The sequence below is a fragment of the Pedobacter sp. BAL39 genome (assembly GCF_000170795.1).
Classification (GTDB): Bacteria; Bacteroidota; Bacteroidia; order Sphingobacteriales; family Sphingobacteriaceae; genus Pedobacter.
Map to the genome: position 1 here is coordinate 190,203 of NZ_ABCM01000004.1, position 25,455 is coordinate 215,657.

General features: G+C 46.5%; 21 protein-coding genes. 12 read left to right on the forward strand and 9 right to left on the reverse strand.

All coding sequences use genetic code 11. The features are described 5' to 3' along the window. Positions 1-128 precede the first annotated feature (128 nt). The 11 genes from miaB to PBAL39_RS07265 all read left to right on the forward strand — a co-directional run bounded on the left by miaB (position 129) and on the right by PBAL39_RS07265 (position 16,773). Positions 129-1,577 (forward strand): tRNA (N6-isopentenyl adenosine(37)-C2)-methylthiotransferase MiaB, encoded by a 1,449-nt coding sequence (miaB, locus tag PBAL39_RS07215; RefSeq protein WP_008239872.1) that lies wholly within the window; start codon positions 129-131, stop codon positions 1,575-1,577. A 20-nt stretch (positions 1,578-1,597) separates the two neighbouring features. Further along, the gene (locus PBAL39_RS07220; protein ID WP_008239874.1) at positions 1,598-2,827 is read left to right on the forward strand and encodes a sigma-54-dependent Fis family transcriptional regulator; all 1,230 of its coding nucleotides are present in this window, start codon (positions 1,598-1,600) and stop codon (positions 2,825-2,827) included. Positions 2,828-2,831: 4 nt separating this feature from the next. Further along, entirely contained in the window at positions 2,832-3,332 is a 501-nt protein-coding gene (locus tag PBAL39_RS07225; protein ID WP_008239876.1) for an LptE family protein, read from the forward strand. Positions 3,333-3,363: 31 nt separating this feature from the next. Further along, complete coding sequence (locus tag PBAL39_RS07230) at positions 3,364-4,527, forward strand: hypothetical protein (RefSeq protein WP_008239878.1); 1,164 nt, start codon at positions 3,364-3,366, stop codon at positions 4,525-4,527. A 14-nt stretch (positions 4,528-4,541) separates the two neighbouring features. After that, positions 4,542-4,901 (forward strand): preprotein translocase subunit SecG, encoded by a 360-nt coding sequence (gene secG, locus PBAL39_RS07235; protein ID WP_008239879.1) that lies wholly within the window; start codon positions 4,542-4,544, stop codon positions 4,899-4,901. Positions 4,902-5,122: 221 nt separating this feature from the next. Continuing rightward, the gene (groES, locus tag PBAL39_RS07240) at positions 5,123-5,413 is read left to right on the forward strand and encodes a co-chaperone GroES (protein WP_008239881.1); all 291 of its coding nucleotides are present in this window, start codon (positions 5,123-5,125) and stop codon (positions 5,411-5,413) included. Positions 5,414-5,482: 69 nt separating this feature from the next. Then, a complete protein-coding gene (gene groL, locus PBAL39_RS07245) occupies positions 5,483-7,123 on the forward strand; it encodes a chaperonin GroEL (protein ID WP_008239884.1) in 1,641 nt (546 codons plus the stop codon). A gap of 282 nt (positions 7,124-7,405) precedes the next feature. After that, positions 7,406-13,378 carry a PKD domain-containing protein gene (locus PBAL39_RS07250; RefSeq protein ID WP_008239886.1) on the forward strand — a complete coding sequence of 1,991 codons (5,973 nt, stop codon included), beginning with the start codon at positions 7,406-7,408 and terminating at the stop codon, positions 13,376-13,378. A gap of 2 nt (positions 13,379-13,380) precedes the next feature. Then, positions 13,381-14,412 (forward strand): PorP/SprF family type IX secretion system membrane protein, encoded by a 1,032-nt coding sequence (locus PBAL39_RS07255; RefSeq protein ID WP_039866226.1) that lies wholly within the window; start codon positions 13,381-13,383, stop codon positions 14,410-14,412. A gap of 46 nt (positions 14,413-14,458) precedes the next feature. Continuing rightward, a complete protein-coding gene (locus PBAL39_RS07260) occupies positions 14,459-15,115 on the forward strand; it encodes an MgtC/SapB family protein (RefSeq protein ID WP_008239888.1) in 657 nt (218 codons plus the stop codon). A 230-nt stretch (positions 15,116-15,345) separates the two neighbouring features. Then, entirely contained in the window at positions 15,346-16,773 is a 1,428-nt protein-coding gene (locus PBAL39_RS07265; RefSeq protein WP_008239889.1) for an L-serine ammonia-lyase, read from the forward strand. Positions 16,774-16,817: 44 nt separating this feature from the next. Here the strand turns inward: PBAL39_RS07265 and PBAL39_RS07270 are convergent, their stop codons facing one another. The 6 genes from PBAL39_RS07270 to PBAL39_RS07295 are packed head-to-tail and all read right to left on the reverse strand — an operon-like array spanning position 16,818 to position 22,901. Further along, positions 16,818-18,161 (reverse strand): DUF58 domain-containing protein, encoded by a 1,344-nt coding sequence (locus PBAL39_RS07270; RefSeq protein ID WP_008239890.1) that lies wholly within the window; start codon positions 18,159-18,161, stop codon positions 16,818-16,820. Between the two features lie 11 nt (positions 18,162-18,172). After that, complete coding sequence (locus PBAL39_RS07275; protein ID WP_008239891.1) at positions 18,173-19,150, reverse strand: MoxR family ATPase; 978 nt, start codon at positions 19,148-19,150, stop codon at positions 18,173-18,175. Between the two features lie 3 nt (positions 19,151-19,153). After that, positions 19,154-20,326, reverse strand: a complete 1,173-nt coding sequence (locus PBAL39_RS07280) for a DUF4350 domain-containing protein (RefSeq protein WP_008239893.1) — start codon at positions 20,324-20,326, stop codon at positions 19,154-19,156. After that, on the reverse strand, positions 20,323-21,075 hold the full coding sequence (locus tag PBAL39_RS07285) for a DUF4129 domain-containing protein (RefSeq protein WP_008239895.1): 753 nt from the start codon (positions 21,073-21,075) through the stop codon (positions 20,323-20,325). The genes PBAL39_RS07280 and PBAL39_RS07285 overlap by 4 nt, the downstream gene beginning before the upstream one ends. Position 21,076: 1 nt before the next feature. Next, on the reverse strand, positions 21,077-21,949 hold the full coding sequence (locus PBAL39_RS07290) for a hypothetical protein (protein ID WP_008239896.1): 873 nt from the start codon (positions 21,947-21,949) through the stop codon (positions 21,077-21,079). After that, the gene (locus tag PBAL39_RS07295; RefSeq protein WP_008239897.1) at positions 21,927-22,901 is read right to left on the reverse strand and encodes a stage II sporulation protein M; all 975 of its coding nucleotides are present in this window, start codon (positions 22,899-22,901) and stop codon (positions 21,927-21,929) included. The genes PBAL39_RS07290 and PBAL39_RS07295 overlap by 23 nt, the downstream gene beginning before the upstream one ends. A gap of 93 nt (positions 22,902-22,994) precedes the next feature. Here PBAL39_RS07295 and PBAL39_RS07300 point away from each other — a divergent pair, with 93 nt between their 5' ends. Then, positions 22,995-23,738 carry an RDD family protein gene (locus PBAL39_RS07300; RefSeq protein WP_008239898.1) on the forward strand — a complete coding sequence of 248 codons (744 nt, stop codon included), beginning with the start codon at positions 22,995-22,997 and terminating at the stop codon, positions 23,736-23,738. On the opposite strand, the gene PBAL39_RS07305 is transcribed toward PBAL39_RS07300, so the two are convergent. The 3 genes from PBAL39_RS07305 to PBAL39_RS07315 all read right to left on the reverse strand — a co-directional run bounded on the left by PBAL39_RS07305 (position 23,735) and on the right by PBAL39_RS07315 (position 25,402). Then, positions 23,735-24,385 carry an SGNH/GDSL hydrolase family protein gene (locus PBAL39_RS07305; protein WP_050784327.1) on the reverse strand — a complete coding sequence of 217 codons (651 nt, stop codon included), beginning with the start codon at positions 24,383-24,385 and terminating at the stop codon, positions 23,735-23,737. The two genes, PBAL39_RS07300 and PBAL39_RS07305, sit on opposite strands and share 4 nt — an antisense overlap. A gap of 198 nt (positions 24,386-24,583) precedes the next feature. Beyond that, positions 24,584-24,913, reverse strand: coding sequence for a DUF2752 domain-containing protein (locus PBAL39_RS07310; RefSeq protein ID WP_008239900.1), 330 nt, complete (start codon positions 24,911-24,913; stop codon positions 24,584-24,586). A 12-nt stretch (positions 24,914-24,925) separates the two neighbouring features. Continuing rightward, entirely contained in the window at positions 24,926-25,402 is a 477-nt protein-coding gene (locus PBAL39_RS07315) for a DUF5684 domain-containing protein (protein WP_008239901.1), read from the reverse strand. Positions 25,403-25,455: the final 53 nt, after the last annotated feature.

Below are 25,455 nucleotides of genomic sequence, written 5' to 3' on the forward strand. Positions count from 1 at the left end.
ATCTATATTTTTTCATCCAACGGAAAAATTGAAAGCTTGTAATTTCTTTGCCATTTAACACCCTGCCAATTTGTCATTTTTAAATATTATTGTGTATTTTTGAGGTTCATAAAACCGTAAAACCATTTATGATTGATTTACCACTGACAGATAAGACTCACGATGAAGGACGCCAGGGCGAGGCTTTAGTGATAGGTGCACCTGAAATCAGGAATGGCAGAAAGCTGTATATTGAGAGTTACGGCTGCCAGATGAACTTCGCTGACAGCGAGATTGTCGCGTCCATATTAAAAGACCAGGGCTTTGAGACAACCGGAGACTATAAAGAAGCTGATGTTGTGTTTATCAACACCTGCTCAATCCGTGAGAATGCCGAGCAGCGTGTACGAAACCGGCTGTCACAATTCAGCGCCGAGAAACGCAAAAACCCTAAGCTCGTAGTCGGTGTATTGGGCTGTATGGCAGAACGCCTGAAGTCCAAATTCCTCGAAGAAGAGAAACTTGTAGACGTGGTGGTAGGTCCTGATGCTTACCGTGACCTTCCTCAGCTGATCGGCCAGGTAGAAGAAGGACATAAAGCCATCAACGTGTTACTCTCCCGTGAGGAAACTTATGCTGACATCAGCCCGGTAAGGTTAAATGGCAATGGCATCACAGCCTTTATCTCTATTATGCGTGGCTGCGACAATATGTGTTCTTTCTGCGTAGTTCCTTTTACACGTGGACGTGAGCGCAGCAGGGATCCACATTCGATCCTTGCGGAAGCACAGGATCTGGTCGATAAAGGATATAAGGAAGTAACCCTTCTGGGACAAAATGTGGACTCCTACAAATGGAAGGGTGCTGATGCGGAAGAAGGTGCTGAGATCGAGGTGAACTTCGCGCAGTTACTTGAAAAAGTAGCGCTCCTCAGCCCGGAACTGAGGGTCAGGTTCTCAACTTCCCACCCTAAAGACATTACTGACGAGGTATTGTATACCATCGCCAAATATGATAACATCTGCAACTACATCCACCTGCCAGTGCAATCCGGCAGCAGCAGGGTGCTTGAGTTGATGAACAGGACCTATACCCGCGAGTGGTACATCAATAGGGTGGATGCCATCCGCCGCATCATCCCTGGTTGCGCCATTTCATCGGACATCATTGCCGGTTTCTGCACAGAAACGGAAGAAGAACACCAGGAAACCTTAAGCATGATGGATTATGTGGGTTACGACTTTGCCTTTACCTTCAGCTATTCCGAGCGTCCGGGAACCCTGGCAGCCCGTAAACTGGAAGACGATATTCCTGAGCCTGTAAAAAAACGCAGGTTAGCAGAGATCCTGCTGAAACAGCAGGAAACTTCACTATATCGCCTGCAGCAATTTGTGGGCACTATGCAGCGTATTCTGGTAGAAGGTACTTCAAAAAAATCCGACAAGGATTTCTGCGGCAGAAACGACCAGAATGCAATGGTGGTCTTTCCCGCTGTGGAAGGGGTTAAAGCTGGAACATACGTAAATGTGCATGTTGACCGTTGTACCTCTGCCACCCTGCTGGGAACTGTTGTGGTAGAAGAACCGGAGATTATTTAATTAGAAAAAGACGCATTACCTTGGATATACAAGATATAAAAAACCGATTCGGGATTATTGGTGGCTCTCCACTGCTCAACCGTGCGATAGACATCGCAAGACAGGTTGCACCAACAGACATGTCTGTATTGATTACCGGCGAAAGTGGTAGTGGTAAAGAGGTATTCTCTCACATCATCCACCAGCTGAGTACCCGTAAACATGGCTCTTTCATCGCGGTAAACTGCGGAGCTATTCCTGAAGGGACCATTGACTCAGAACTATTCGGCCATGAGAAAGGATCTTTTACAGGTGCTCATGAAGCCCGTAAAGGTTATTTCGAGGTGGCCAATGGCGGTACCATCTTTTTAGATGAGGTCGCAGAACTTCCTCTCGGCACACAGGCACGTTTGCTCAGGATCCTGGAAAGCGGTGAATACCTCCGTGTAGGCTCTTCCAAAGTGCAGAAGACAGATGTCCGTATTGTTGCAGCGACGAACGTGGATGTTTACAACCGCGTGAAGTCGGGCAAGTTCCGCGAAGATTTATATTATCGTCTGAATACAGTTCCCCTGCGCATCCCTGCACTTCATGAGCGCAAGGAAGACATCTACCTTCTGTTCAGAAAATTCTCTGCCGACTTCAGTGACAAGTACAGAAGTCCGGGTATTCAGCTGGAACCTGATGCGATACAGATGCTCAGCAACTACAGCTGGCCAGGAAACGTGCGTCAGCTGAAAAACATTGCCGAGCAGATCTGCGTTTTGGAAAAAGACCGCAATGTGACCTCCGCGGCATTGCTGAACTATATCCCCAACGAAAGTGCAACCAACCTTCCGATGGCCATCAGCAGCAACAACAAAGAGGATTTTACCGAAAGGGACATCCTTTATAAGGTGCTTTTTGACATGAAAAAGGACATGATGGAATTGAAAAAACTAGTTGCGGAGATCATACAGAGCGGGGGCAACACCTCACACATTATGGCTGATAACCCACACTACATCAACCAGTTGTATCAGGAGATCGACGAAACACGCGCAGAACCTACTTTCACTATTAAAAAACCTTCTCAAAGTGCACCTGTGGATTATAACTATACGCAGGAAGCAGAAGAAATTGAAGAGTCGCTGTCGCTCATCGACAAGGAGTCTGACCTGATCAAAAAGGCATTAAAGAAACACAAAGGCAAAAGGAAGTTTGCTGCACAGGAGCTGGGTATCTCTGAGCGCACCCTGTACCGAAAAATCAAAGAGCTCAACTTAAATTAGATTCATGAAAAAGTTAGCGATACTATTCATTGTTGTACTGTTCAACTCCTGCTCCATTGCATTTAACGGCGCATCCATTCCTGACGAGATGAAAACGGTGAATGTTCCCTTTTTTGAGAACAACGCACCTCTGGTAATTCCCGACATGGCGAATAAATTTACGGAAGAATTTAAAACAAGGATCAGAAACCAAACCAGGCTCAGCATTACCAACAACAATGCGGATGCAACCTTCTCCGGAAACATCACCGGTTACGACATCAGGCCTGTCGCCATTCAGGACAACAACCAGCCTACAGCCGGTGCCAACAGGATGACCATCAGGGTAAGTGTGAAATATACCAATAACCTGAACCCCAAGCTGAGCTTCGAAGAATCTTTCGAGCGCTTCAAGGATTTTAAGCTCAACGGTGCAAGCCTGCAGGCAGTGGAACCAGGTTACATCAGAGATGTGACGCTGCAGCTGACTGAGGATATTTTTAACCGTGCTTTTGCAAATTGGTAGAAATTGAAGTTTCAATGATTAACTTAGCAGCGTGGAGCAGGAAATAGACATTAAACAGCAACTGAAGGTATTGTTATCGGAACCTGAAAAGGTGGAGCCAGCACACCGGCCCATGCTGGAGTCGCTGGTATCATCGTACCCCTATTTTCAACCCCTGCACCTGCTGCTGGCCAAGGCCACCGGAACTTCCACGGATGAGGCCAATATAAACCTGGCTACCGCGGCCCTGTACACCAACGGACAGACGCTGCATCAGTATATCTTTGAGCCCCAAGGTTTGTCGCCCAAAGATTTTCAGGTAATCCTATCTCCCGCGTACGACCAGATGGGAAGTCAGCCGGAAACACTGGACGACTTTGTGCTTGATGAGGTCTCCACAGACCCGGAAGAAGTTCCCGCCACAGCTGAAGAAAAATCTGAAGAGTCCTTTTCTGCTGATGTTGAATCATCAATTGCCGCTGACCCAAATGAACAGGTTCATGCGATAGAACACGCTGAGCCTAGTAACCTGACTGGAAGAAAACAGGACCAGGAAGAAAAAGCGAAGGACGACCTTGTTTTGGAGAACATTGTTGCAACTGACTTTTTTGCTTTTCAGAAAAATGTAGAGCCCGCCGCCGAGCAGAACAACTCACAGAGTTCTTCACCTCTTTCTGAGCAATCAGAGACCTCAGCGGAGGAACCTGTGGTGATCAGCAAGTATGATGACGACAAACTTCCTTACACCTTCCTTTGGTGGCTGGCAAAAACCAGAAAGGAGCATCAGCAGATTTTCCAGCCATATGTCAGTACAAAGAATCAACCTGCCGCAACCCCTGGCAAGCCTAATGAGCTGCAGCAACAATATGTAGAACATATTTTCCATCTGCAGACTGCTTTTGAGAAAGAACTTGAAGAAGATTATACCGAGGATGATTCAAGGGTACCCTCCAAAGGTACAGAGATCATCGATAGCTTCCTGAAAAACGATCCTCAGATCAGCCCCCCCAATGCAGAGCAGATCAATAATGAGAATAAAGCAAAGAAGAGTGCGGAAGACCACAACGACCTGGTATCCGAGACACTCGCGAAAATATATATTGAGCAAATGCTTTATGACAAGGCCATAGAGACTTATGAAAAATTAAGTTTGAAGTTCCCGGAAAAAAGCCGTTACTTTGCCGACCTTATCCAATCTATAGAAAAGAAAATTTAACCATATAACCGATTATGCTTTTTTTAATTATTTTATTAATCATTGTTTGTATTGCCCTGGCGCTATTTGTATTGGTACAAAATCCTAAAGGCGGTGGTCTTGCTACCGGTGGGGCGGGCAGTAATATGTTTGGTGTTCAACGTACAGGTGATGTTCTTGAAAAAGGCACATGGGTATTATTAGCACTTATTGTAGTATTGACGCTGTCCATTACAACTGTAGCTAAGACAGGTGGTACCGCATCTTCAACAGACTCAAAAATTCAGGAACAGCTGGACAGAACTCCTGCTCCATCTCCACTTGGTGGAGGCGCTGGCGCTCCTGCAGCAACAACCCCTGCAACGACAGCACCAGCTGATACTGCTAAGAAATAGGCTGTCAGTAAAAGATCTTCAGGCCCGGTATGAGACAATCATACCGGGCTTTTTTATGTCTTCTGCCAGTCTGACACAAAAAATAGCGGCCGAGAATCCTTTAGCTGACAATGCGGTGTAAATTTGTCAAATGAAAGTTTATTGGCATAGAAACTGATACATTGACCATAGTCAAATAAAGACACTTACATTAATTTTAAAATTAAAAACAATAATAAGTTATGGCTTTAAACATTAAACCCATTGCAGGCTCACTAAATAGGGTGATTGTTGAACCTGCTGCGGCGGAAGAGAAAACAGCATCCGGAATTTACATCCCTGATACTGCAAAAGAAAAACCATCAAAAGGAACCGTGGTATCTGTTTCTGAAGAAGATTCTGAAGGAAAAAAACCAGCAGTTAAAGTTGGTGACGTGGTTCTTTACGGTAAATATGGTGGCACTGAGCTTCCTATTGATGGCAAAGACTATTTGATCATGCGTGAAAACGATATCTACGCAGTAGTTCTGTAATCCAATTCTTTAATTATCCTTAGTTTTTAACCTGGGTTAAACATCCAGCTTAATTATAATTATAAAAAAATGTCAAAACAAGTAAAATATAACGTTGAAGCTCGTGACGCCCTGAAAAAAGGGGTAGATATCCTTGCGAATGCTGTAAAAGTAACCTTAGGTCCAAAAGGACGTAATGTCATTATTGACAAGAAATTCGGTTCACCTTCCATTACTAAAGATGGTGTGACTGTAGCTAAAGAAATTGAACTGAAAGATCCAATTGAAAACATGGGTGCTCAGATGGTGAAAGAAGTGGCTTCAAAAACTGCTGACATCGCCGGCGACGGAACAACTACTGCAACCGTATTGGCTCAGGCAATTGTTACTGCAGGAATTAAAAACGTTGCTGCTGGTGCAAACCCAATGGATTTGAAACGTGGTATCGACAAAGCTGTTGCTGCTATTGTTAAAAACCTGAAAGAGCAATCTCAGACTGTTGGTGAAGACAACAACAAAATCAAACAGGTAGCTTCAATCTCTGCAAACAATGATGAAGTGATCGGTTCTCTGATCGCTGAGGCAATGGGTAAAGTAGGTAAAGATGGCGTCATCACTGTTGAAGAAGCAAAAGGTACTGAAACTGAAGTAAAAACAGTAGAAGGTATGCAGTTTGACCGTGGTTACCTTTCTCCTTACTTCGTAACCAACGCAGACAAAATGGAAGCAGAGCTGGAAAGCCCTTACATCCTGATCTACGACAAAAAAATCAGCAACATGAAAGAATTGTTGCCAGTATTGGAAAAACAAGTACAAACTGGTAAACCACTATTGATCATCGCTGAAGACCTTGATGGTGAAGCTTTGGCTACATTGGTAGTGAACAAAATCCGTGGCTCACTGAAAGTTGTTGCTGTCAAAGCTCCAGGATTTGGTGACCGTAGAAAAGCAATGCTTGAAGACATCGCTATCCTGACTGGTGGTACTGTTATTTCTGAAGAAAGAGGTTACAAATTAGAAAATGCTGACCTTTCTTACTTAGGTACTGCTGAAAAAGTAGTTGTTGATAAAGACAACACAACGGTAATCAACGGTGCTGGTTCTTCTGAAGACATCAAAGCCCGCGTTAACCAGATCAAAGCTCAGATCGAAACTACTACATCTGACTACGATAAAGAAAAGTTACAGGAACGTCTGGCTAAACTTGCTGGTGGTGTTGCTGTGCTTTATGTAGGTGCTGCTTCTGAAGTAGAAATGAAAGAGAAAAAAGACCGCGTTGATGATGCTTTACATGCTACACGTGCTGCTGTTGAAGAAGGTATCGTTGCCGGTGGTGGTGTTGCTTTCATCCGTGCCATTGAATCATTAGAAGGTACTAAAGGAGACAATGAAGACGAGACTACAGGTATCCAGATCGTTAAACGTGCCATCGAGGAGCCGCTTCGTCAAATCTGCCAAAACGCAGGCATCGAAGGTTCTATCGTTGTTCAAAAAGTAAAAGAAGGTACTGGTGACTTTGGTTACAATGCCCGTACTGATGTATATGAAAACTTAATCGCTGCTGGTGTAATCGACCCAACTAAAGTAAGTCGTGTAGCACTTGAAAATGCAGCCTCTATCGCAGCAATGTTGTTAACAACAGAATGTGTATTGGCTGATGATCCTGAAGATGCTCCTGCTGGTGCAGGTATGCCTCCAATGGGCGGCGGTGGCATGGGCGGCATGATGTAATCATCCCCCAAGGCTTCAAAGCTTAAAAATCCCGCTTCATTCACTTGAAGCGGGATTTTTTGTTTAACGCTGTTCTTTTCACAAAAGAAATCCCCTGACAAACCAAACGATTCTCAATCTCGTATACATCAATTCAATCTATTTCAATAATTGGGGGATTACGTTTAAATACATTCATCTTGTTCATATTCTTGAGCGAGAATCTGTTATGAGATTTTTTTGTAATAAATGCAGTTATTTATAGGCAGAAATTTATTTATATTTATTACGTAATACTTCCCTATGATAAAACGTTTACTACTATTAACTGTTCTTGCGTTTTCTCTACAATTATCTGCTGCATTTTCCCAGATTAATTTTGGGAGTGTAGAACCTGGACCCTATGCTCCAGGCTCCACCATAACCGCGTTATTCAACACGGGTTCATTATGTATTGAAAGAGCCAACACATTTGAGCTTTTTCTTTCTGACGCGACAGGAAACTTTGCAGCAGAAACACGCATAGGTACTTATAATAGTTTCTACTCCACTTTTGTTAACGGAAGAATTCCAGTGGCAACACCTCCCGGTACAGGCTACCGGGTCCGAATCAGGTCCACCAGCCTTGGAACCTACTCAGCTCCATCGTCTGCCTTTGAGATTCGTGCTGGAGTACCCGCTACTGCAGCGCTCGGTTCCGCCCCCGGACAGCAACTTAGTCAGGCACCCCTTACATTTGGAAATTGCGATACAGATCCAAATGTAACCAGCACTACCTTTAGGTTTACAAACGAATCAAGTACAGGAAATGTATCTGTAAGAATCATCAACGAGATGACACCAACGGCACCGGAAGGAGCCATGACATTTGCCTCCATCTCAGAAGCTAAAACCTTCGCGGCATCACTTGCACATTATACGATGGTGGTAAAAGCGACCATGCCCGATGGTTCTATAGCGACCCATTCTTACTTCCTCGTAAACAACCTGGCCGTAACTGCATTTACTACTACATCAGGAAATACGGTATGTTATCCTACCGGCACATTTGAATATAGTGTAACTGTTTATGACGCTACGGGGATTGGGAGAAATTTCCCAGGTAACACCTATAGAATAGACTGGGGAGATGGGAGGAGTGATGAATACACCATATGCGATATTGTCAATGACGCAAACAGGGTACGGCACTCTTATACAGAGTCTTCCTGTGGAAGATCCTATACATCCGGCAGTCAAACTTTCTACAATGCATTTGGTGTAAATGTCAATGTTCAAAGCCCATTCTGCGGAGCAATAGGCTCGCCGCTCTCTACACCTGCAAGAGTAGTCACAAGACCAGAAAACAGGTTCAGCTTCCCTCCTATTGCATGTCTGGGAGATGAAGTTACCTTCGTGAATCAATCTTTACCAGGACAACGGGCAAATACAAACTCCATTGGTTGCGCCGACAACGAACTTTTTTTTAACTGGTATGTTGATGGTGTGTTGGTAGCGGAAAACTTAACCCTGACCGAAAACTTTGTACATACTTTCACCACAAAGGGACCACATGAAATAAGATTAACCTCAACCGGGTCAGGTGCATGCCCGGCAGATGATTTGATTCGTGAGATCTGTGTGCAGGATCCACCCCAACCAGCATTCATACTTTCGGGAAATACACTATGTCTTTCATCTGCCACCATCAACGCAAATAGTAGCACTTCCGTCATTGACAATACCTGTCCAAATACACCGACCTATATCTGGAATGTAACGCCAAATACAGGAGTAAACATTGGCAATGCCAGCAGCCCAAGCCCTAGCTTCACCTTTGCACAAACCGGGGTATACAACATCACGTTAACCATTCAGACCGGCACCTGCGAGGTAACCACCGCACCGCAGGAAGTAGTAGTAAATGCTCCGCCACAAGCTACTCTGTCACCGGATATTGACCTTTGTGCGAGAGGTGATTACACCTTTGGCCCCAATGGAAGCGTCACCAATACCGTCATTACGGGCACATCAAAACCAGTTGCCGATACTTACACCTGGACAGTAACAGGCGCAGGGGGTTATTCCTTTGTTGGCCCTAGTTCAGCAAACTCCCAATATCCCACCATAAATTTTGAAGATTTTGGAACTTATGTGGTTACAATTACCCACAAAAATAATTGTGGAACGGTTGTCAGCACACAGGAGCTGACTTTCTCCCCGGCACCAGTCCCAAGCATCACAGCCAATCCAGCGGCAATCTGTTACAATGACAATATCAATCTGACGGGGGCAATCTCCAACGGTACAGCCAATACCACATTTGAATGGAGAGGAGCAGGAACTTTCACACCTGCAAATACCCTGACCACAGTTTATACGCCAACAGCGGCGGAGCGGACGTCAGGGATAGCAAACATCACTTTGTTTGTCAATACTGGAATCACAGGAAGCTGCGCTCAGGTACAGACTTCGGCGGCCATTACCATCTATCCACGCAACATCGGAACAAATCCACCTGCCTCCAGAATGCAGAGCATCTGTACTGGAACCAGGCTAACATTTCAGCCGACATCAAGCGTTACACCAAGCACCTACAGGTGGACAGCAGTAAATGCTGATGGAAACGCTTCCGGATTCAATGCAACAGGTAACGGAATTATTGATCAGACGATTACGAACAACAACCCGACACAAAATGCGGTCGTGGTGTATACCATCATACCTGTGGCCAATGGTTGTGACGGAGAACCCTTTACCTTTACGGTCACCGTTACACCAAACCCGATCCTGACCGCTACAGCAGCATCTCCCATCATCTGCAGCAATAGCGCCACCGGAATCACCTTATCCTCAAACCTACAGAACACCACATACCGCTGGACCAGTAGCGTCATAGGAACCGTAACAGGAAATTCCAGCCCTACCGGAACATCGTCCGGCACGACCATTCCAGACATACTCATCAACACAGGAACTGCCCAGGGCAGTGTAACTTATGTGATCACCCCTGTCTCAGAAAATGGTTGCCCGGGAGCCGCCAGAACCGTTACCATACAGGTCGATCCTCCGGTCACCATTGCAGATGCCGGACAGAGTGGAAATATTTGTGACGACAACAGTTATACCCTCAATGGAAATACGGCAATTGTAGGTACCGGAAGATGGACACAGGTTGCGCCATTTCCTAACGTGGTGACTTTTGCAGACGACACCTTTGAAAGAACAACAGTTACCGGCCTGACCCCAGGACAGACTTACACCTTCAGGTGGACCATAACCGGTACAGGTGCCTGTCCGGAAACCAGCAGCACGGTCACCATTACCGTTAATGAGCCAACCATCGCCGGCACATTGGATGGAGCAGCCACCGTTTGTCAGGGCATCAACAGTGGACAGCTCAACCTCAGCGGCAGCAGAGGCGCCATAATCCGTTGGGAGTCTTCAATAGATGGAGGTGTTACCTGGACAGAAATTCAAAATACCACCACCAGTTACAACTATACCAATCTTACACAGACTACCCAGTATAGGGTGATTGTGCAAAATGGCAATTGCGACCAAAAGATCTCTAATACCATTTTGGTGACGGTTACTCCTGCGGGCACAGTTGCTGATGCGGGGCCCTCACAAGTATTATGTGCTCCGACAGCCCTTGCACCAGTGTCGGCCACGTTAACGGGCAATGCACCTGCAGCAACAGAAACCGGACTCTGGACGGTTACCCCGGCCAATCCATCCCTGGTGATCGAGAACCCCGCCGGGCCTACAACAAGAGTGAACGGATTGATGCCGGGACAATCCTATAGCTTTACCTGGACCATTAGCGGTACATCTGCCTGTGGGCCAAATTCCTCCAATGTAACTGTCCAGATTCTCCTGCCGATTGAAAACAACACCATTACCAGCTCCAGTGCGATCGTATGCTCGGGCCGCCTGATAGATATCATCGGGAGCACCGTAACGGGTGGCACAGGTAACTACAGCTATACCTGGGAACGTAGTGTGGATAATGGTACCTCCTGGACACCGATACCTAACGAAACCAACAAAGACCTGCTGAATTATCAGGTTGTAGAAACGACCATCTTCAGGAGGAACGTCAGCAGTGCATCCTGCAGCCTGTTCAGCAATGAATATACCGTTACAGCACAGCCTCCGGTCGCTAACAATACCATTACAGCAGATCAGACCATTTGCAGCGGTCTGAGTCCAGCTGAACTGATCGGATCATTGCCAACAGGTGGCGACGGCCTATTCAGGTATCAATGGCAATCCAGCACTGATGGCAACAGCTGGGTCAACATCTCTGGTGCATTGAGCCAAAATTATCAACCGCCAATCCTGACCGCGCCCAGCCATTACAGAAGAATAGTAACGACGGCAGCCTGTGACGGCGTACTCCAAAATGTCAGCAATGCCGTAATCATTACGGTAAACCCCAATGCGGAGGCTGAATTTACTTATGCTTTCCAGACAGGATGTGCGCCATTCGCCCTGGACATTACCGCAACACCATATGCTGATCGCAATGCTACGTATACCTGGTATGCAAACAACAATGTGATCGGCACAGGCATTGATTTCCCAGGTTACACCATCACAGAAAGCAATACGACCGCAACCATCAGACTGGTGGTCACCAGCTCCCTGGGTTGCACTTCGGATGAGCAAAGCACCGTCTTCAGTACCAATCAGGCCGTCCCTGCATCATTTAGCCAAAGCACTTCGAGTGGCTGCGGGCCATTGGCTGTAAACTTTGTGAACACTTCCGTATTGACCGGGGGAGCAACATTTGTGTGGGACTTTGGCAACGGCCAAACCTCTACTCAGGCAAATCCACCAACAGTTACTTACCTAGCGGAACCGACAGGCAAGGACACCACATACGTAGTTACCCTCACCGCGACAACCAGCTGTGGTACTGATGTAAGGACATCGACTGTGCTCGTTAAAGCCCAACCGATCGCTGTATTTTCACCCAGCAGGACGGACGGCTGTTCTCCAATGACGGTAAGCTTCACCAATACATCTCCGGGATCAACAAACACCTACTATTACGATTTCGGCGATGGAAGCCCAGTCCTGGAAACCACAGACAAAGGCCCTGTGCAACATGTCTATACCACAACTACTGTCCAGCTCTTCAGAGCACGACTGACTGTAGTCAATGAATGCGGCACAGATTTCAGGGAATATAACATCCGGGTAGCTCCGCAAAACATCACGCCGGAGCTCGTCGTAGATGCTACCCAAAAAGAAGGATGTGCGCCTCTGCTGGTCAATTTCGACAACAACTCTACAGGAGCAACAAGGTTTACCTTCGACTTTGGTGACGGCGGCACCTTAAATACCGTTGCGCCAGGCAGGGTGCAACATACCTACACCCGCCCGGGAACCTACACAGTAACCATGACTGCCTACAACAGCTGCTCGGAAATTGCAACCACCGAGACCATCACGGTACTACCTCAGCCAGTTGCAGCCTTCGAAGCAGATGTTACGCTTGGATGCCCCGGACTCCCTGTGCAGTTCAGAAATACAACACAGGATGGATTCAGCTACTTCTGGGATTTCGGTGATGGCACCACTTCAGATGAGTTTGAACCACGTCACATCTACAGTGGCGATCAGGAATACTATACCGTCACGCTCACTGCCACCAATACACTAGGCTGTTCTATCTCCGTCATCAGAAACCAATATATCCATGTAGTACAGGCTCCTGTTGCACGATTTAATGTCGACCCTTCTGTGGTCATTGATATTCCCAACTACACCTTCCGTTTTATAGACGAAAGCACCGGATCACCTACCAACTGGGCTTGGGACTTTGGCGATGGCACAAACTCCTCTCTTCAAAGCCCTTCACATACCTACCCTGATACAGGCACCTACCGGGTGACGCTGCGAGTCATGAACCAACAGGGCTGTTTCACCACGACCTTCAAGGATGTCACCATTAAAGGTGTTCCGGGATACTTGTTCGTACCAAACTCCTTCATTCCAGGAAGCCCGATGCCGGAGCTCAGGGAGTTCAGAGCTAAAGGGTCTGGCATGGAAACTTATAAGCTCAGCATATTTAATAAATGGGGGGAGCTCCTTTGGGAAACCACAAAACTGGAGGAAGGAAGACCTGCTGAAGGATGGGATGGCACCTTTAAAGGATCGCCAATGCCGCAGGGCGTCTATTTCTGGAAGATGGAAGTGAAGATGATCAACGGCACAGAATGGAAAGGCATGACCTACGACAGCTCGCCACCAAGACGTACCGGACCAATACATTTAATCAGATAACGATGAGGAGAAGAGTGAACTATTTAGGAACGTTATTAACGATGATGATTTGCCTGTCGGCACATGCACAGGATCACATGTACTCTCAATTTTTTAACTCCCCTATGTACCTCAACCCATCCCTTACCGGGCAGTTTGAAGGCGACATCAGGCTGAACATGATCTATAGAAACCAATGGTCAGGCCTTAGCGGCGACTTATCCTATATCTCCGCTTCTGCAGACCTCAACATTTCCAAGTTTGCGGGCGGGGTCGGACTGATGTTTAACCGCAGCAGCGAGGGTACCGCCTATCTGGTCAAGAACAATGCTGCGGCTACCTATTCCTATAGTGTTGGCGGCGACGACTTCCTGATGTCTTTTGGTATCCAGGCGGGTTTTACCAACAGACAGATCGACTGGAGCAAGCTGGTGTTCTCCGACCAGATCGACATGCGCCTGGGATACCTTCCCGGCAGTGTGTCTGCGGCGCAGCCTCCTGATATTGACAACAAAATTTTCTTTGATGCTGCAGCAGGTACCAACATCGTCTATCATGACTTTATGATTGGTGCGGCTTTTCATCACATCAATCAGCCTGATGAATCCTTCAGCGGTACGCAGGCGAAGTTGCCAATGCGCGTTACTGTCAATGCCAGCTACCGCATACCTATTGGTGGATATGTCGGCTATGGTCAGGAAGATGATGGCCCTTACATCATTCCTTCGGTAGTCTATTACAAACAGGCCAGCTCCACCTCACTGAGTACAGGTGCGCAGTTCAAGTACCGGGGATTAAATGCCGGATTATGGTACCGCAGCAGTGGCTCAAGCGGAAATGACGCTGTTGTCGTCTCCCTGATGTTTGACATCTTTAAAGGAAGTAGAAACGGCGAAAAACTGCGTCTTGGAATTAGTCACGATGCCACCACCTCAGGCATCAACTATACCAACACCAGCGGAACCACAGAAGGCTCCATCGGCTATGAAAAATATTTTCCCAACAGCTCCAACTACAATAAATACAATGGGTTGCGCTGTTACGATTTCTATTAGGAAATCAGAATTACATCGCCTTTCTTTGTAGGTGATATTAGATTACATGGAAAACATCATCGACCACCATCACTTCATTACCCAGTCGGAAGTCAACAAGTTCCTTCTGGCGACCTTACTCTGTGGACTGATTGGTGCCGAACGGGAATTCAGAAATAAGCAAGCGGGGCTGAAAACCATGATCATGATCGGTCTGGGCTCCACGCTCTTCACCATCCTTTCCATCAAAATCGGTGAAACCAGTCACGATCGCATTGCCTCAAACATTGTTACCGGCATCGGCTTTCTGGGTGCGGGCGTGATTTTTAAGGAAGACAACAATGTCAAGGGCCTTACCACAGCCTGCGTCATCTGGATTGTTGCCGCCATCGGGATGGCCATCGGAGCTGGCTATTATGAACAGGCTACGGGTGTCACCATTGTCATTCTCATCACCCTCCTTACCTTTCCTTACCTGGAAGAGATGGTCGAGCGCCGTTACACCAAACGCGTATACCGCATTGTCAAAAAATACGAAAATGAAAGCCTGGAAAAATATGAGGAGTACATCAAGAACTCCAGGCTGAAGCTAAGCAGAGGTAAACAGGAACTTTCAGATGGCCTGATCACTGGCAGCTGGACAGCAATTGGCAGCCCTAAAAATCACAAAAAGTTTGTCGACCGCATGTTACAGGATGAAAAGATCATTGCGTTTGATTTTTAGCAATTCATGCGGCAGCTTGACTTGATCGGGAATGGTCCCGAATATATATCCACCAAGACCATAAAACCACATCAAAGGGGCAAATAAAAAATATATTTTACTGAATAAAAAGGCAGTAAGATGGAAATTCCTACAAAAAACTAAATTGACATCAAATTACTTTTTTTAAAACATCATCCCCATAGCAGACAGCGTAAAATGTCGATAAACAATATTAGCTTTGTAGCATTATGCAAAGGGAACAGATTTCGGTTTTTGATATTTTTAAAATTGGCGTAGGTCCGTCAAGTTCACATACTTTAGGTCCATGGCGCGCGGCACAACAGTTCATTGCTACCCTGAGAGAAAAGGACGCCCTGGCTGAAGTCGATCAGATCAAAATCCTCCTATACGGCTCCCTTGCTAAAACTGGTGTCGGTCACGGTACCGATATTGCCATTTTATTGGGTTTATATGGTGCCGATCCGGTGACCTTCGATGTCAATGCCATTGATGCCACCATTGAGGAGATCAAGACCTACGGGCAGCTTTCACTTAACGGCGAGCAGAACATCAGCTTCAACTACAGCGAAGACCTCGTGTTCCTTTTCCTGGAGAGCCTTCCCTTCCATCCCAATGCGGTAACTTTCCAGGCCTTCCTGAGTACAGGTAAAGCCATCTCAGAGACCTACTACTCTATTGGCGGTGGCTTTGTGGTTAAAGAAGGAGAGCAAGGCAGCGACAAGGAGCAGGTAGACCTGCCCTTCCCCGTGGAAAAAGCTTCAGAACTGCTGCACTGGTGCCTCAGCACCGGACTAAAAGTCTCCGAAGTGGTCATGGAAAATGAACTTGCCTGGCGCTCTGAAATTGAAACAAGAAAAGGCATCATGCAACATTTCTATGTGATGCGCGACTGCACTTACCGGGGATGTCATACCTCAGGTTTCCTTCCCGGTGGACTTAATGTAGGCAGAAGGGCCGCAGCTCTCAACAAAAGACTCATCGGTAACAACACCTATACCAACTATGAAAGCTGGATCGAAGCCATCAGGCATGGTGGCAATAGCTTCAATTATATCCTCGACTGGGTCAGCTGTTTCGCACTTGCCGTAAATGAAGAAAACGCATCCTTTGGTCGCGTAGTCACAGCGCCAACCAATGGCGCGGCAGGTGTCATCCCGGCTGTGCTTCAATATTACGTTGTTTTTTGTGATGGGTTCAGCGATGAAAAGATCACACAGTTTATTGCCTGCGCTTCCGAAATCGGCAGTATCTTTAAAAAAGGAGCCACTATATCTGCTGCAATGGGCGGTTGCCAGGCGGAGATCGGAGTTTCTTCGGCAATGGCCGCAGCCGCGCTCACAGAGTGTCTGGGCGGCTCACAGCGACAAGTGTTAATGGCTGCAGAAATTGCCATGGAACATCACCTTGGGCTTACCTGCGACCCTATTGGAGGCCTGGTGCAAATCCCATGCATAGAAAGAAATACCATGGGGGCCATCAAAGCCATTACCGCCAGTCAGCTTGCCCTGCAAAGCAACCCGGATAAGGCAAAAGTAAGCCTTGATGCCGTTGTGAACACCATGTGGGAAACAGCACTCGATATGAACTCTAAGTATAAAGAAACATCAGATGGTGGTTTGGCTACCAATATCCCCATCAGTCTTCCAGAGTGTTAAGCCGTATCGTAAATTAGACGGAAGAACTAAGTTAAAATGAAAAATTAAATGCGCTGCTGCGCTTTGATGGCGAGATAACGGTTCACCACACTCACAGTCAGTTTTTCGGGGGGAGTCAATACACTCAGGATACCATGTCGGGCGAGTTCTTTTACCATCAGTTTTTTCTCGTAAGCAAACTTGGCAGCAATCGTCTTGATGTAGATCCCCTCCACATCTATAGCTTCGTCAGTGCTCACCTTGGTCAGCTCTGTATTCTCAAAAAACACAATCAGCAGCAAGTGAAACTTCGCCAGCCTTTTTAAATAGGGAAGCTGCCGCTGTAACGCAGACATACTCTCAAAATTCGTGAAAAACACAATCAGGCTGCGCTGCTTCAATACACTCCGCACCTTACTGTATAGTGCCTCCATATTGGGCTCCAGGTAACGTGTTTTTTCGCGGTACAGTACCTCCATGATCCTTCCCAGCTGTGCAGGCCGACGGTCTGCAGGCACGACACTTCCCACGTCTTCAGATACGGTAATCAAACCGGCTTTATCCTCTTTCAGCAGGGCCACATTAGCTAAAACCAGGCTCGCATTGATCGCATAATCCAGCAGGCTCATCCCCTCAAAGGGCATCTTCATCGACCTTGATTTGTCAATCACACAATACACATGCTGCGCCTTCTCATCGGTAAACGAATTTACCATTAGCTCACCCCTTCTGGCTGTGGCCTGCCAGTTGATCGTACGGTAATCATCACCCTGAACATAGGTTTTCACCTGATCAAATTCCAGGCTATGCCCAATCCTCCTGATCTTCTTCACCCCAACTTCATTCAACCGGTTTGAAATGGCCATCAGTTCATACTTGCGCAGCTGAAGGAATGAAGGATACACGGGTACCATCTCCTCCTTCCCGAAATTAAAACGACGCGTAATCAGCCCTAATGGCGACTGCACATACAGCCTCGTCTGCCCAAAGGAATACTCACCACGCTTCGTGGGCCGCAAGATATACCTGATGGTCTTCCGTTCAGCGGCGTGTAGCACTGCCCGAAACCACAGGTCCCTTTTTTGAAACTGAAAAGGAATCTCATCAATCAACCCGATTCGGATCCCGAAGTGATAGAAGTTCTCCAGGTAAACGTTGATCTCGTTGTCATCACCATTGCTCAGCCGGTCCGGAAGCTCCCTCCTCAGGAATACAGTTTTCCTACTCGCATATAACAGCAACAGATCTATAAATAACAGCAGCACAAACACCCAAAAGCAGATATAAGGCAAATCGCCAAGCCATGGCAAAAAGAAAGAAAACAGAAAGAGACTGACACACACGCCAGCTCCTGCAAATAGTCTTTTGCCGGGAAAGAGGTCCTTATAGGTTTGGAATAGCTTTTTCAAAAGGCTGTATTTTATCTTGGTACTTCAATTTTCTGAATGATCTGTCCCACTACATCGGCCGCTGTCAGCCCTTCCATCTCCTTATCTGCCGTCAGCATAATGCGGTGTGCCAGCACCGGCGCCGCCACCTTTACCACATCATCAGGCGTGACGAAGTCGCGGCCCTGCATTGCTGCCACTGCCTTCGCACCGTTGATCATCGCCAGCGAAGCCCTTGGAGAAGCACCCAGGTAGAGTGACTTATGGTTCCTGGTTTCGTGCGTAATCCTGGCAATGTATTCAATCAGCTTTGGCTCCACATGCAGAGACTTGATGATGGCGCGGCACGCCTGCACCTGCTCAATGCTCAGCACCGCTTTGACCTCCTTCAGCCCGCTGTCCAGCTTATGCTGATGTTGATTGTTAAGAATGGCAATTTCTTGCTCCAGTGTCGGATAGCCCACCTCAATCTTAAACAGAAAACGGTCGAGCTGCGCTTCCGGCAACCTGTATGTTCCTTCCTGCTCAATTGGGTTTTGTGTAGCCAGCACCATGAACGGTTCGTCCATCACATAAGTATGCCCGTCAACGGTAATCTGACGTTCTTCCATCACTTCAAAAAGTGCCGATTGTGTTTTTGCAGGTGCGCGGTTGATCTCATCCACCAGGATGATGTTCCCAAATATTGGCCCCTTACGGTATTCAAATGAAGCCGAGCGTGGATCAAACACTGAGGTTCCCAACACATCCGAAGGCATCAGGTCAGGTGTAAACTGAACTCTTGAGAAAACCGCATCAATGCTCCTCGCTACCAGCTTTGCACTTAGCGTTTTTGCCACTCCAGGAACACCCTCCAGCAGGATGTGGCCATCTGCCAGCAATCCGGCAATGAGAAAGTCTATCGTCGACTCCTGACCAATGATGATACTGCCCAGGGTTGCTCTGATTTGTTCTACCGCTGTGTTTAACTGCGAAAGGTCTGTTCTCTGATTAAACATTTCCTCTTCCATAATTTATTGGGCTTGTTTATAAAATTTTTCTATTAACTGATTCAACAGGATCAGCGACTCATCGCTGACCTGGTATTCCTTATCTATATTCCTGATTACCGAAAACAATCCGTTTACCGTCTCCTGCGGCACACCTGATTTATGGATCAGCTCTTCCTGCATCGCAAGATCGGCTGTGGTCAGCTTAATCCTGTACCGGCTACGGAGGAAATCCATAAAATAACTGATTTTCTTCTGCGCAATGTCGCGGTTGTCGCGCCGCTGGTAATAAAGCTTCCCGATCAGCTTTACAAACTCAAGAGATGAATTCTGCAAAGGCTCCAATACAGGAATGATGCGCTGCCTGCGCTTCATCTCAAAAAACACAAAGGCAAGCAATGAAAAAAGCGACAGGTAATAGGCCCAGCGTAAAGCATCATGTTTAAAGATCACCCTCAGGACAGAGCTATTCTCGATGCTCCCTTTGGTACTGTATTCATCCCAGATCAGCACCTTTCCTTTCGGAAGATACGACAAAGCCTTTACGGCATAGTCGGCGCCCGGTTTTCCCAGCAAGCAATAATTGCTGAACACCTGCGGGTTTGGCATGACATACAGTGCCCCTTTACCATAGCTATATTTCAGGAAGTTGATCTCGCCAGCCGTGTTCCTACCAAGAACGGTCGCCCTCGAAGAATCGATCCTGCTGAAATAGGCATCACCAATACCTTTGTTAAAAAGGTATGACTTATCGTTCTTGAGTACCGGATTCTCGAAGTTAAGCCCTGTCTTTCCCTCATAAAAAGTACCGTATACATCCAGCCCCAGCGTATCCTTGAGCGTCTTACCTAAATCTGCCGCAGCAATGAATACAGAATTGCCCTGTTGCATAAACTTCGTCAGCTCCTGATAGTCCAGCTGATCCATCTTGACCGAACCTGTGATCAGCAAATAACCAGCATCTTTATAACCGGCCGACTTCAAAGTGTTGTAGACCGGTTTTCTGGATACATGGACAACAGTTTTAGGAAACAGTACATCCAGTTCCTCATGAAGCACATACAAGCCAAAAGGAATTTTATCTTCCTTGAGGTAACTGGACGTCCAGTCCACCGGTTTAGGCCTGTAATACTGTGCAATGAGGTAGATGACCAGGATAACGGCACTGCCGATGAAATACATTCTTATTCCCTTCATGCCAACCCCCTGTTAAATTTTTCAAATGCTGTACGAAGTTCCGCAAAGCTTTCCTTCTCTATAAAAAATTCCCCATACCAGACATACTCAAACTGGAGGGTTAACTGTCTAAACTGTACTTTACGCTCAGGATCAGTCAGCTCAGAGACATACGCGTGGTTTGTCTTTTCCGGTTGCCAGTCGATCAGGTTCCGGTCGCTCAGCTTTTTCAGAGATTGCAGGTAAAACAACCGCACTGCAAGACGATAATTACCAGCAACAACTGCTTTTTCAAGTTCCACGTTAAAATCAATCTCATGAATATTGTCTTCCAGCTCCATATAGGGCACATCAACCGCTTTAGACTTGCGGGAGAAAATTCTGAGGTTCAGACCAGCGAGCCTGGTGATCAGAAAACCAATCAGCAGCACCAGCAGACCAAGTGCGATATATTTGATGAATGTCCCCGTACTCGTGCTATCGTTGATTGCTTTATTAAACAGGTTAGAAATCAATCTCCAGAACCAGCTCCAAAAACGCTCCCACAAACCATCTACCTGCACTATCCCTTCGTCGTATTTGAAGTCGGGATTGTTACGATAGCTGCGCAGGTGTCCCGCATCCATCTTCCGTAGCTGCAGTGCCCCGCTGTCCGTCTTCAACCTCTCCGGCGTATCAATGGACACGACAACAGGCGGTGTGATCTTCGCGATTACAGGACTTCCATGCGATACGGCAATCAACAACAGAAAAGGAAACCATCTCCTCATCTTAATATTCTTCCGGTGCTTTAAATGCCTGTTTATCCTCTCCCAGCTGACCGATACGCTGCATCAGGCCATCGCTGTCCAGGCGCTCTACCAGACTAAAATAGGTCAGGGAAAAACCAATGACCGGCAGGATCATAAACACCTGACATAGGTACTGCAAAACTGTAGACCCTGCCAGGAGCCAGTTGAGTGTGGTTTTCTCAAATTGTAGAAATTGAGAAGTCATGGTAAAAATCAAAGCCGGGGCAGAGACAATCGACATACAGGCATACGTCATGACATATAAGATCAGGATGACCCCTGCCGTAGGAAACCACTGGTTCTTCAGCAACTTAAACGAACGGCTGAAGGAATAGCTGAAACCTCCATTTTCATAAACCATCACTGGCAGGAAAATGCACAACGCCGGGAACACATAGATTCCGGGGATGATACACATCATCAAGGCAACAAAAAAGAAAAGCCCCATCAGCAGACCACTGCCCAGGGCCCTGAAAAAATAATACTTAAAATAAGCCCATACCTCTTCGAGGCTTGGAATTACGTTCCCCTTTTCGATATATACGGCAACATAACTCAGAACGGAGACATATATGGCGACATAGTTGGCTGTGCTGAAAATAATGACCAGCAGGTAATTGAGATTGAATATCTGCGACAGCTGGGCAAAAGGAGATGTCCTTGGACTGCGGAGCGCATCTTGTGCGTTAATCGTATAGATGATGGTACTGATTGCACTGCCCACCAGGAAGAACCCGCATAAGGCGAAGAAAACCTTGATTAATGGCTTAAAATTCTGCTTTAAAAACAGAAAAGTATCGTTAATGATCTCACCAAATTCCCTGATCTTTTTAAATTCCAGTTTGTCCTGCATGTTGTAAATGTTGATTGCGTTTTGATAACCGGTAGGGATATACGATCACATACCAGATGATAAATAATAGAGAGCCCCCAAGGATGCTGATGCTCAGCCATAAGGGCATTTCCGTATGCCGGGTTACATAACCCTCAAACAGAGCGGCAACAATAATGATCGGTACGATGCCCAGGGCAATCTTTGTTCCGTCTTTGGCACTTCGCCTGAATGCCTGCATACGTGTGTAGGTTTTAGGGAACAATAGCCCATGCCCAAGCACCAGTCCGGCAGCGCAGGCAATGATGATCGCTGAGATTTCCAGCGTACCATGGATCCAGATCACCAGCACCGACTCGGCACCGAGCCCCTTACTAAAGAAATAGTATTCAAAGGAGCCGATCATGACTCCGTTTCTCAACATAAAAAATACAGGCCCGATGGCAAAAAACACACCGCTCACAAACATAAGCAAGGAGACGTAGGTATTGTTGGCCGCAATCATCAGAAACATGCTGAACGGCCCCTGCCGTTTGTAAACACCAAAAGGATCTCCCTTCGAGATGTTCTCATTGGTCATGTTCACATACCCGTCACCAAGGATCAGCCGCACAAAAGTATCGTCGTACTTCGCCGATAATACGCCTATTGAAGAGGAAATGATAAAAAAGATAAAGGCATATAACAGCTGTTTCCTGTATTGATAAAATAACTCCGGCAACTCATATTTCCAGAACCGCAGAAACCGGTTACCCTCTTCTTTTTTATTCTTGTAAATAGACTGATGCAGCCTGGAAGCCATCCCATTTAAATAGTCTGTAGTCTTGGATTTCGGATAAAAAGTATTCGCAAAGGCAAGGTCATTGGTAATTTCCACAAAACGTTCGGCAAGTTCATCAGGGCTATCGGTGTGCAGCTCCTCATAGCGCTTCCACTTTTCCGAATTATGTTTAACAAATAGCGCCTCTCTCATGATACCAACTTGGGAATACAATTTTCCCGTAAAATACAGACAAAAAACAATTTTACAAGAATAATTTGAACATCAATATTATATTTGAACTATATGGAAACTATAAAGGTCAAAACCTCCCAGCATGTCGATATTGATTACCCTGTAGCAGGGCTTGGAGAAAGAATCTCTGCAAGATTAATTGACCTGGGGATTTTTGTGGGCATCTACATCCTGTTCATCATTCTCGCAGCACTGTTTACGGGCGTTGCAACGGATACAGCCGTCCCATTTGTGATCGCTGCTGTGATATATGGCGCGGGTTTTGTTTTTTATAACCTGCTCACCGAGATGTTCATGGACGGACAAAGTATTGGAAAGCGCCTGCTGAAAATTAAAGTCATCAGCCTTGATGGTGCGCAGGCCAGCATGGGACAATACCTGATCCGCTGGCTATTCAGACTGGTAGATTTTTACCTGACGGGACAGGTAGGAGGACTGATCTGTGTTGCCCTCTCGGAAAACAAACAACGTATTGGCGACCTCGTTGCCGGCACCGTGGTTATCAAAACCACCCAGCGCACAACCTACGACCATATTGCCTTCCGGCCCATTGAGGAAGCAGGATATGTTCCGGTTTTCAACAATGTGGACCAGCTCAGTGACCGCGACATGGAACTGATCCATGAAGTCATAAGGACCTATTACAAAACTTTCAATACAGAATTAATATATGCCACGGCGGCAAGGATTAAAACCGTTCTGGGCATCAGTATCCCAGAAGGTATGAACGAGCTACATTTTCTGGAAACACTGGCCAAAGACTACAACCACATCACCGCGGCAGTAGAGTACTAATGCTTTAAAAATACCTTTTCAACTGATGGCGCAACATTTACGGCCCAGTCGAGGTACATCTTTGCCGAAGGATGGAGTCCATCTTCAGCCACCAGGCTGTTGTCGCTACCTGCAAGCCTTGACGCCGGCGTAATGTCTGTATAACTTACGTTCCGGTCTTTGCTGATGGCCTTGTTTACCGCATTAAACTCATCAATTTCTTTAGAGATCTGCGCAACATCCCGGCCGCTGTTCTTACCAAAAGGCGTTAATCCCCAGTCCGGGATAGACACCACAAAAACCTTTGAGGCATCGCCCCTGGCGAAGTCTATCGCTGTTTGCAGCAACGCTGTAAATTCCTTTTTATAGCTGTCAATAGACTCACCACGGTATTGGTTGTTCACCCCGATCAGCAGCGTGACCATGTCAAATTTCCTGTTAAGTTTTTCTGCGCGGATTGCATCCTGCAACTCCGAGGTTGTCCATCCGGTCACTGCAATGATCTTCGGACCAGCCACCTTCAGTCCTTTATTCTTCAGGATCCCCACCAGCTGATTTGGGAAGTTTCCAGCTGCAGGCACTGCCTCACCGATGGTGTAAGAATCACCAAGCGCAAGGTACGTCAGCTCGCCTGTTGAAGCTCCTGCATCAATATTCTCTGTATTCATCGCATTTAAGTTTCTTTCGCAGCCCAATATTACCAATATTGAAAGAATAAACAGGTAGATTTTCATGGAATAATTCAGTCGGACATTGTTGCCCGACGGTATTTATTTACGAAGAAGAAAGGTATTGAGTTTGCCGCTAAGAATGGGCAGCGGGATCATTAGAAATGATTAATAAAGGAAGCAAACATCTACCCGCGTTTAATGCTGATGGGGGCCTGCAATTTTAAACAGGTAGCTGATCAGCACCACAGCTCCACTGAAAAGAAACATTACCTTAACTAACCGGTCAGTCCTCCAGGAGGTAAAATATCTTGCCGGCAGGCAGATGATGAAGGTAAGCAGCAAAGGAATGGTAGGAGGATATAAATGCAGGCTTTGCTGCAGATCGCCTTTCAGCAGCGCCAGCAGGGAGCGCTGAAAGCCACAACCCGGACAATCATAGCCCGTAAGGTACTTAAAGGGGCAGGTAAGAAAAAAATTATCCGCCTGTTCTAATAAAGAAGACCAGGCGGATAAAAAGTATGACATCAACACGTTAACTTATACGTTTGGTGTGGTCGGAGGTTTGTTGAAAGGATCGTTTGCGCCAAACGGATTGTTGTTCAAACCGAAGGGACCACCATTTTGAGCTTCCGAAGCAGATGGGCCGAGGTAACGCGCATCACCGAATCCCAGCATCGGGACAAAAACGATAGGCAAAAGAATCATACCCACAGTGTACCCTTCTGTTTTACCAAAGCTTTTGCTCAGCAGATTGTAAAGCCAGATGGCGAACACAATGTTCACACACGGAATAAGTAAGAATAAAATCCAGATCATTGGTTTCCCAACAATCTCAAGAAGCACGATTAAATTGTAAATTGGAATGATGGCAGCCCAACCGGGTTTTCCTGCTTTTTCAAAAATTTTCCATAAGCCAGCGTAAATTACGACGACTAAGAGAAGAGAGAAGAATACTGCTCCCAAGCCAATTCCTGCAGCAGCGCCCGCCGCTGCTGATTCTGATGTGTAGTCCATAGATGTTTGTTTTTTTAGTTTCCCGTAAAGATAATATTAGTTATAAAAATTCA

Coding starts and splice junctions, on each gene's coding strand:
- miaB (WP_008239872.1), top strand. CDS start 129: ATGATTGATTTACCACTGACAGATAAGACTCACGATGAAGGACGCCAG.
- PBAL39_RS07225 (WP_008239876.1), top strand. CDS start 2,832: ATGAAAAAGTTAGCGATACTATTCATTGTTGTACTGTTCAACTCCTGC.
- secG (WP_008239879.1), top strand. CDS start 4,542: ATGCTTTTTTTAATTATTTTATTAATCATTGTTTGTATTGCCCTGGCG.
- groES (WP_008239881.1), top strand. CDS start 5,123: ATGGCTTTAAACATTAAACCCATTGCAGGCTCACTAAATAGGGTGATT.
- groL (WP_008239884.1), top strand. CDS start 5,483: ATGTCAAAACAAGTAAAATATAACGTTGAAGCTCGTGACGCCCTGAAA.
- PBAL39_RS07250 (WP_008239886.1), top strand. CDS start 7,406: ATGATAAAACGTTTACTACTATTAACTGTTCTTGCGTTTTCTCTACAA.
- PBAL39_RS07255 (WP_039866226.1), top strand. CDS start 13,381: ATGAGGAGAAGAGTGAACTATTTAGGAACGTTATTAACGATGATGATT.
- PBAL39_RS07260 (WP_008239888.1), top strand. CDS start 14,459: ATGGAAAACATCATCGACCACCATCACTTCATTACCCAGTCGGAAGTC.
- PBAL39_RS07265 (WP_008239889.1), top strand. CDS start 15,346: ATGCAAAGGGAACAGATTTCGGTTTTTGATATTTTTAAAATTGGCGTA.
- PBAL39_RS07275 (WP_008239891.1), bottom strand. CDS start 19,150: ATGGAAGAGGAAATGTTTAATCAGAGAACAGACCTTTCGCAGTTAAAC.
- PBAL39_RS07280 (WP_008239893.1), bottom strand. CDS start 20,326: ATGAAGGGAATAAGAATGTATTTCATCGGCAGTGCCGTTATCCTGGTC.
- PBAL39_RS07285 (WP_008239895.1), bottom strand. CDS start 21,075: ATGAGGAGATGGTTTCCTTTTCTGTTGTTGATTGCCGTATCGCATGGA.
- PBAL39_RS07290 (WP_008239896.1), bottom strand. CDS start 21,949: ATGCAGGACAAACTGGAATTTAAAAAGATCAGGGAATTTGGTGAGATC.
- PBAL39_RS07295 (WP_008239897.1), bottom strand. CDS start 22,901: ATGAGAGAGGCGCTATTTGTTAAACATAATTCGGAAAAGTGGAAGCGC.
- PBAL39_RS07300 (WP_008239898.1), top strand. CDS start 22,995: ATGGAAACTATAAAGGTCAAAACCTCCCAGCATGTCGATATTGATTAC.
- PBAL39_RS07305 (WP_050784327.1), bottom strand. CDS start 24,385: ATGAATACAGAGAATATTGATGCAGGAGCTTCAACAGGCGAGCTGACG.
- PBAL39_RS07310 (WP_008239900.1), bottom strand. CDS start 24,913: ATGTCATACTTTTTATCCGCCTGGTCTTCTTTATTAGAACAGGCGGAT.
- PBAL39_RS07315 (WP_008239901.1), bottom strand. CDS start 25,402: ATGGACTACACATCAGAATCAGCAGCGGCGGGCGCTGCTGCAGGAATT.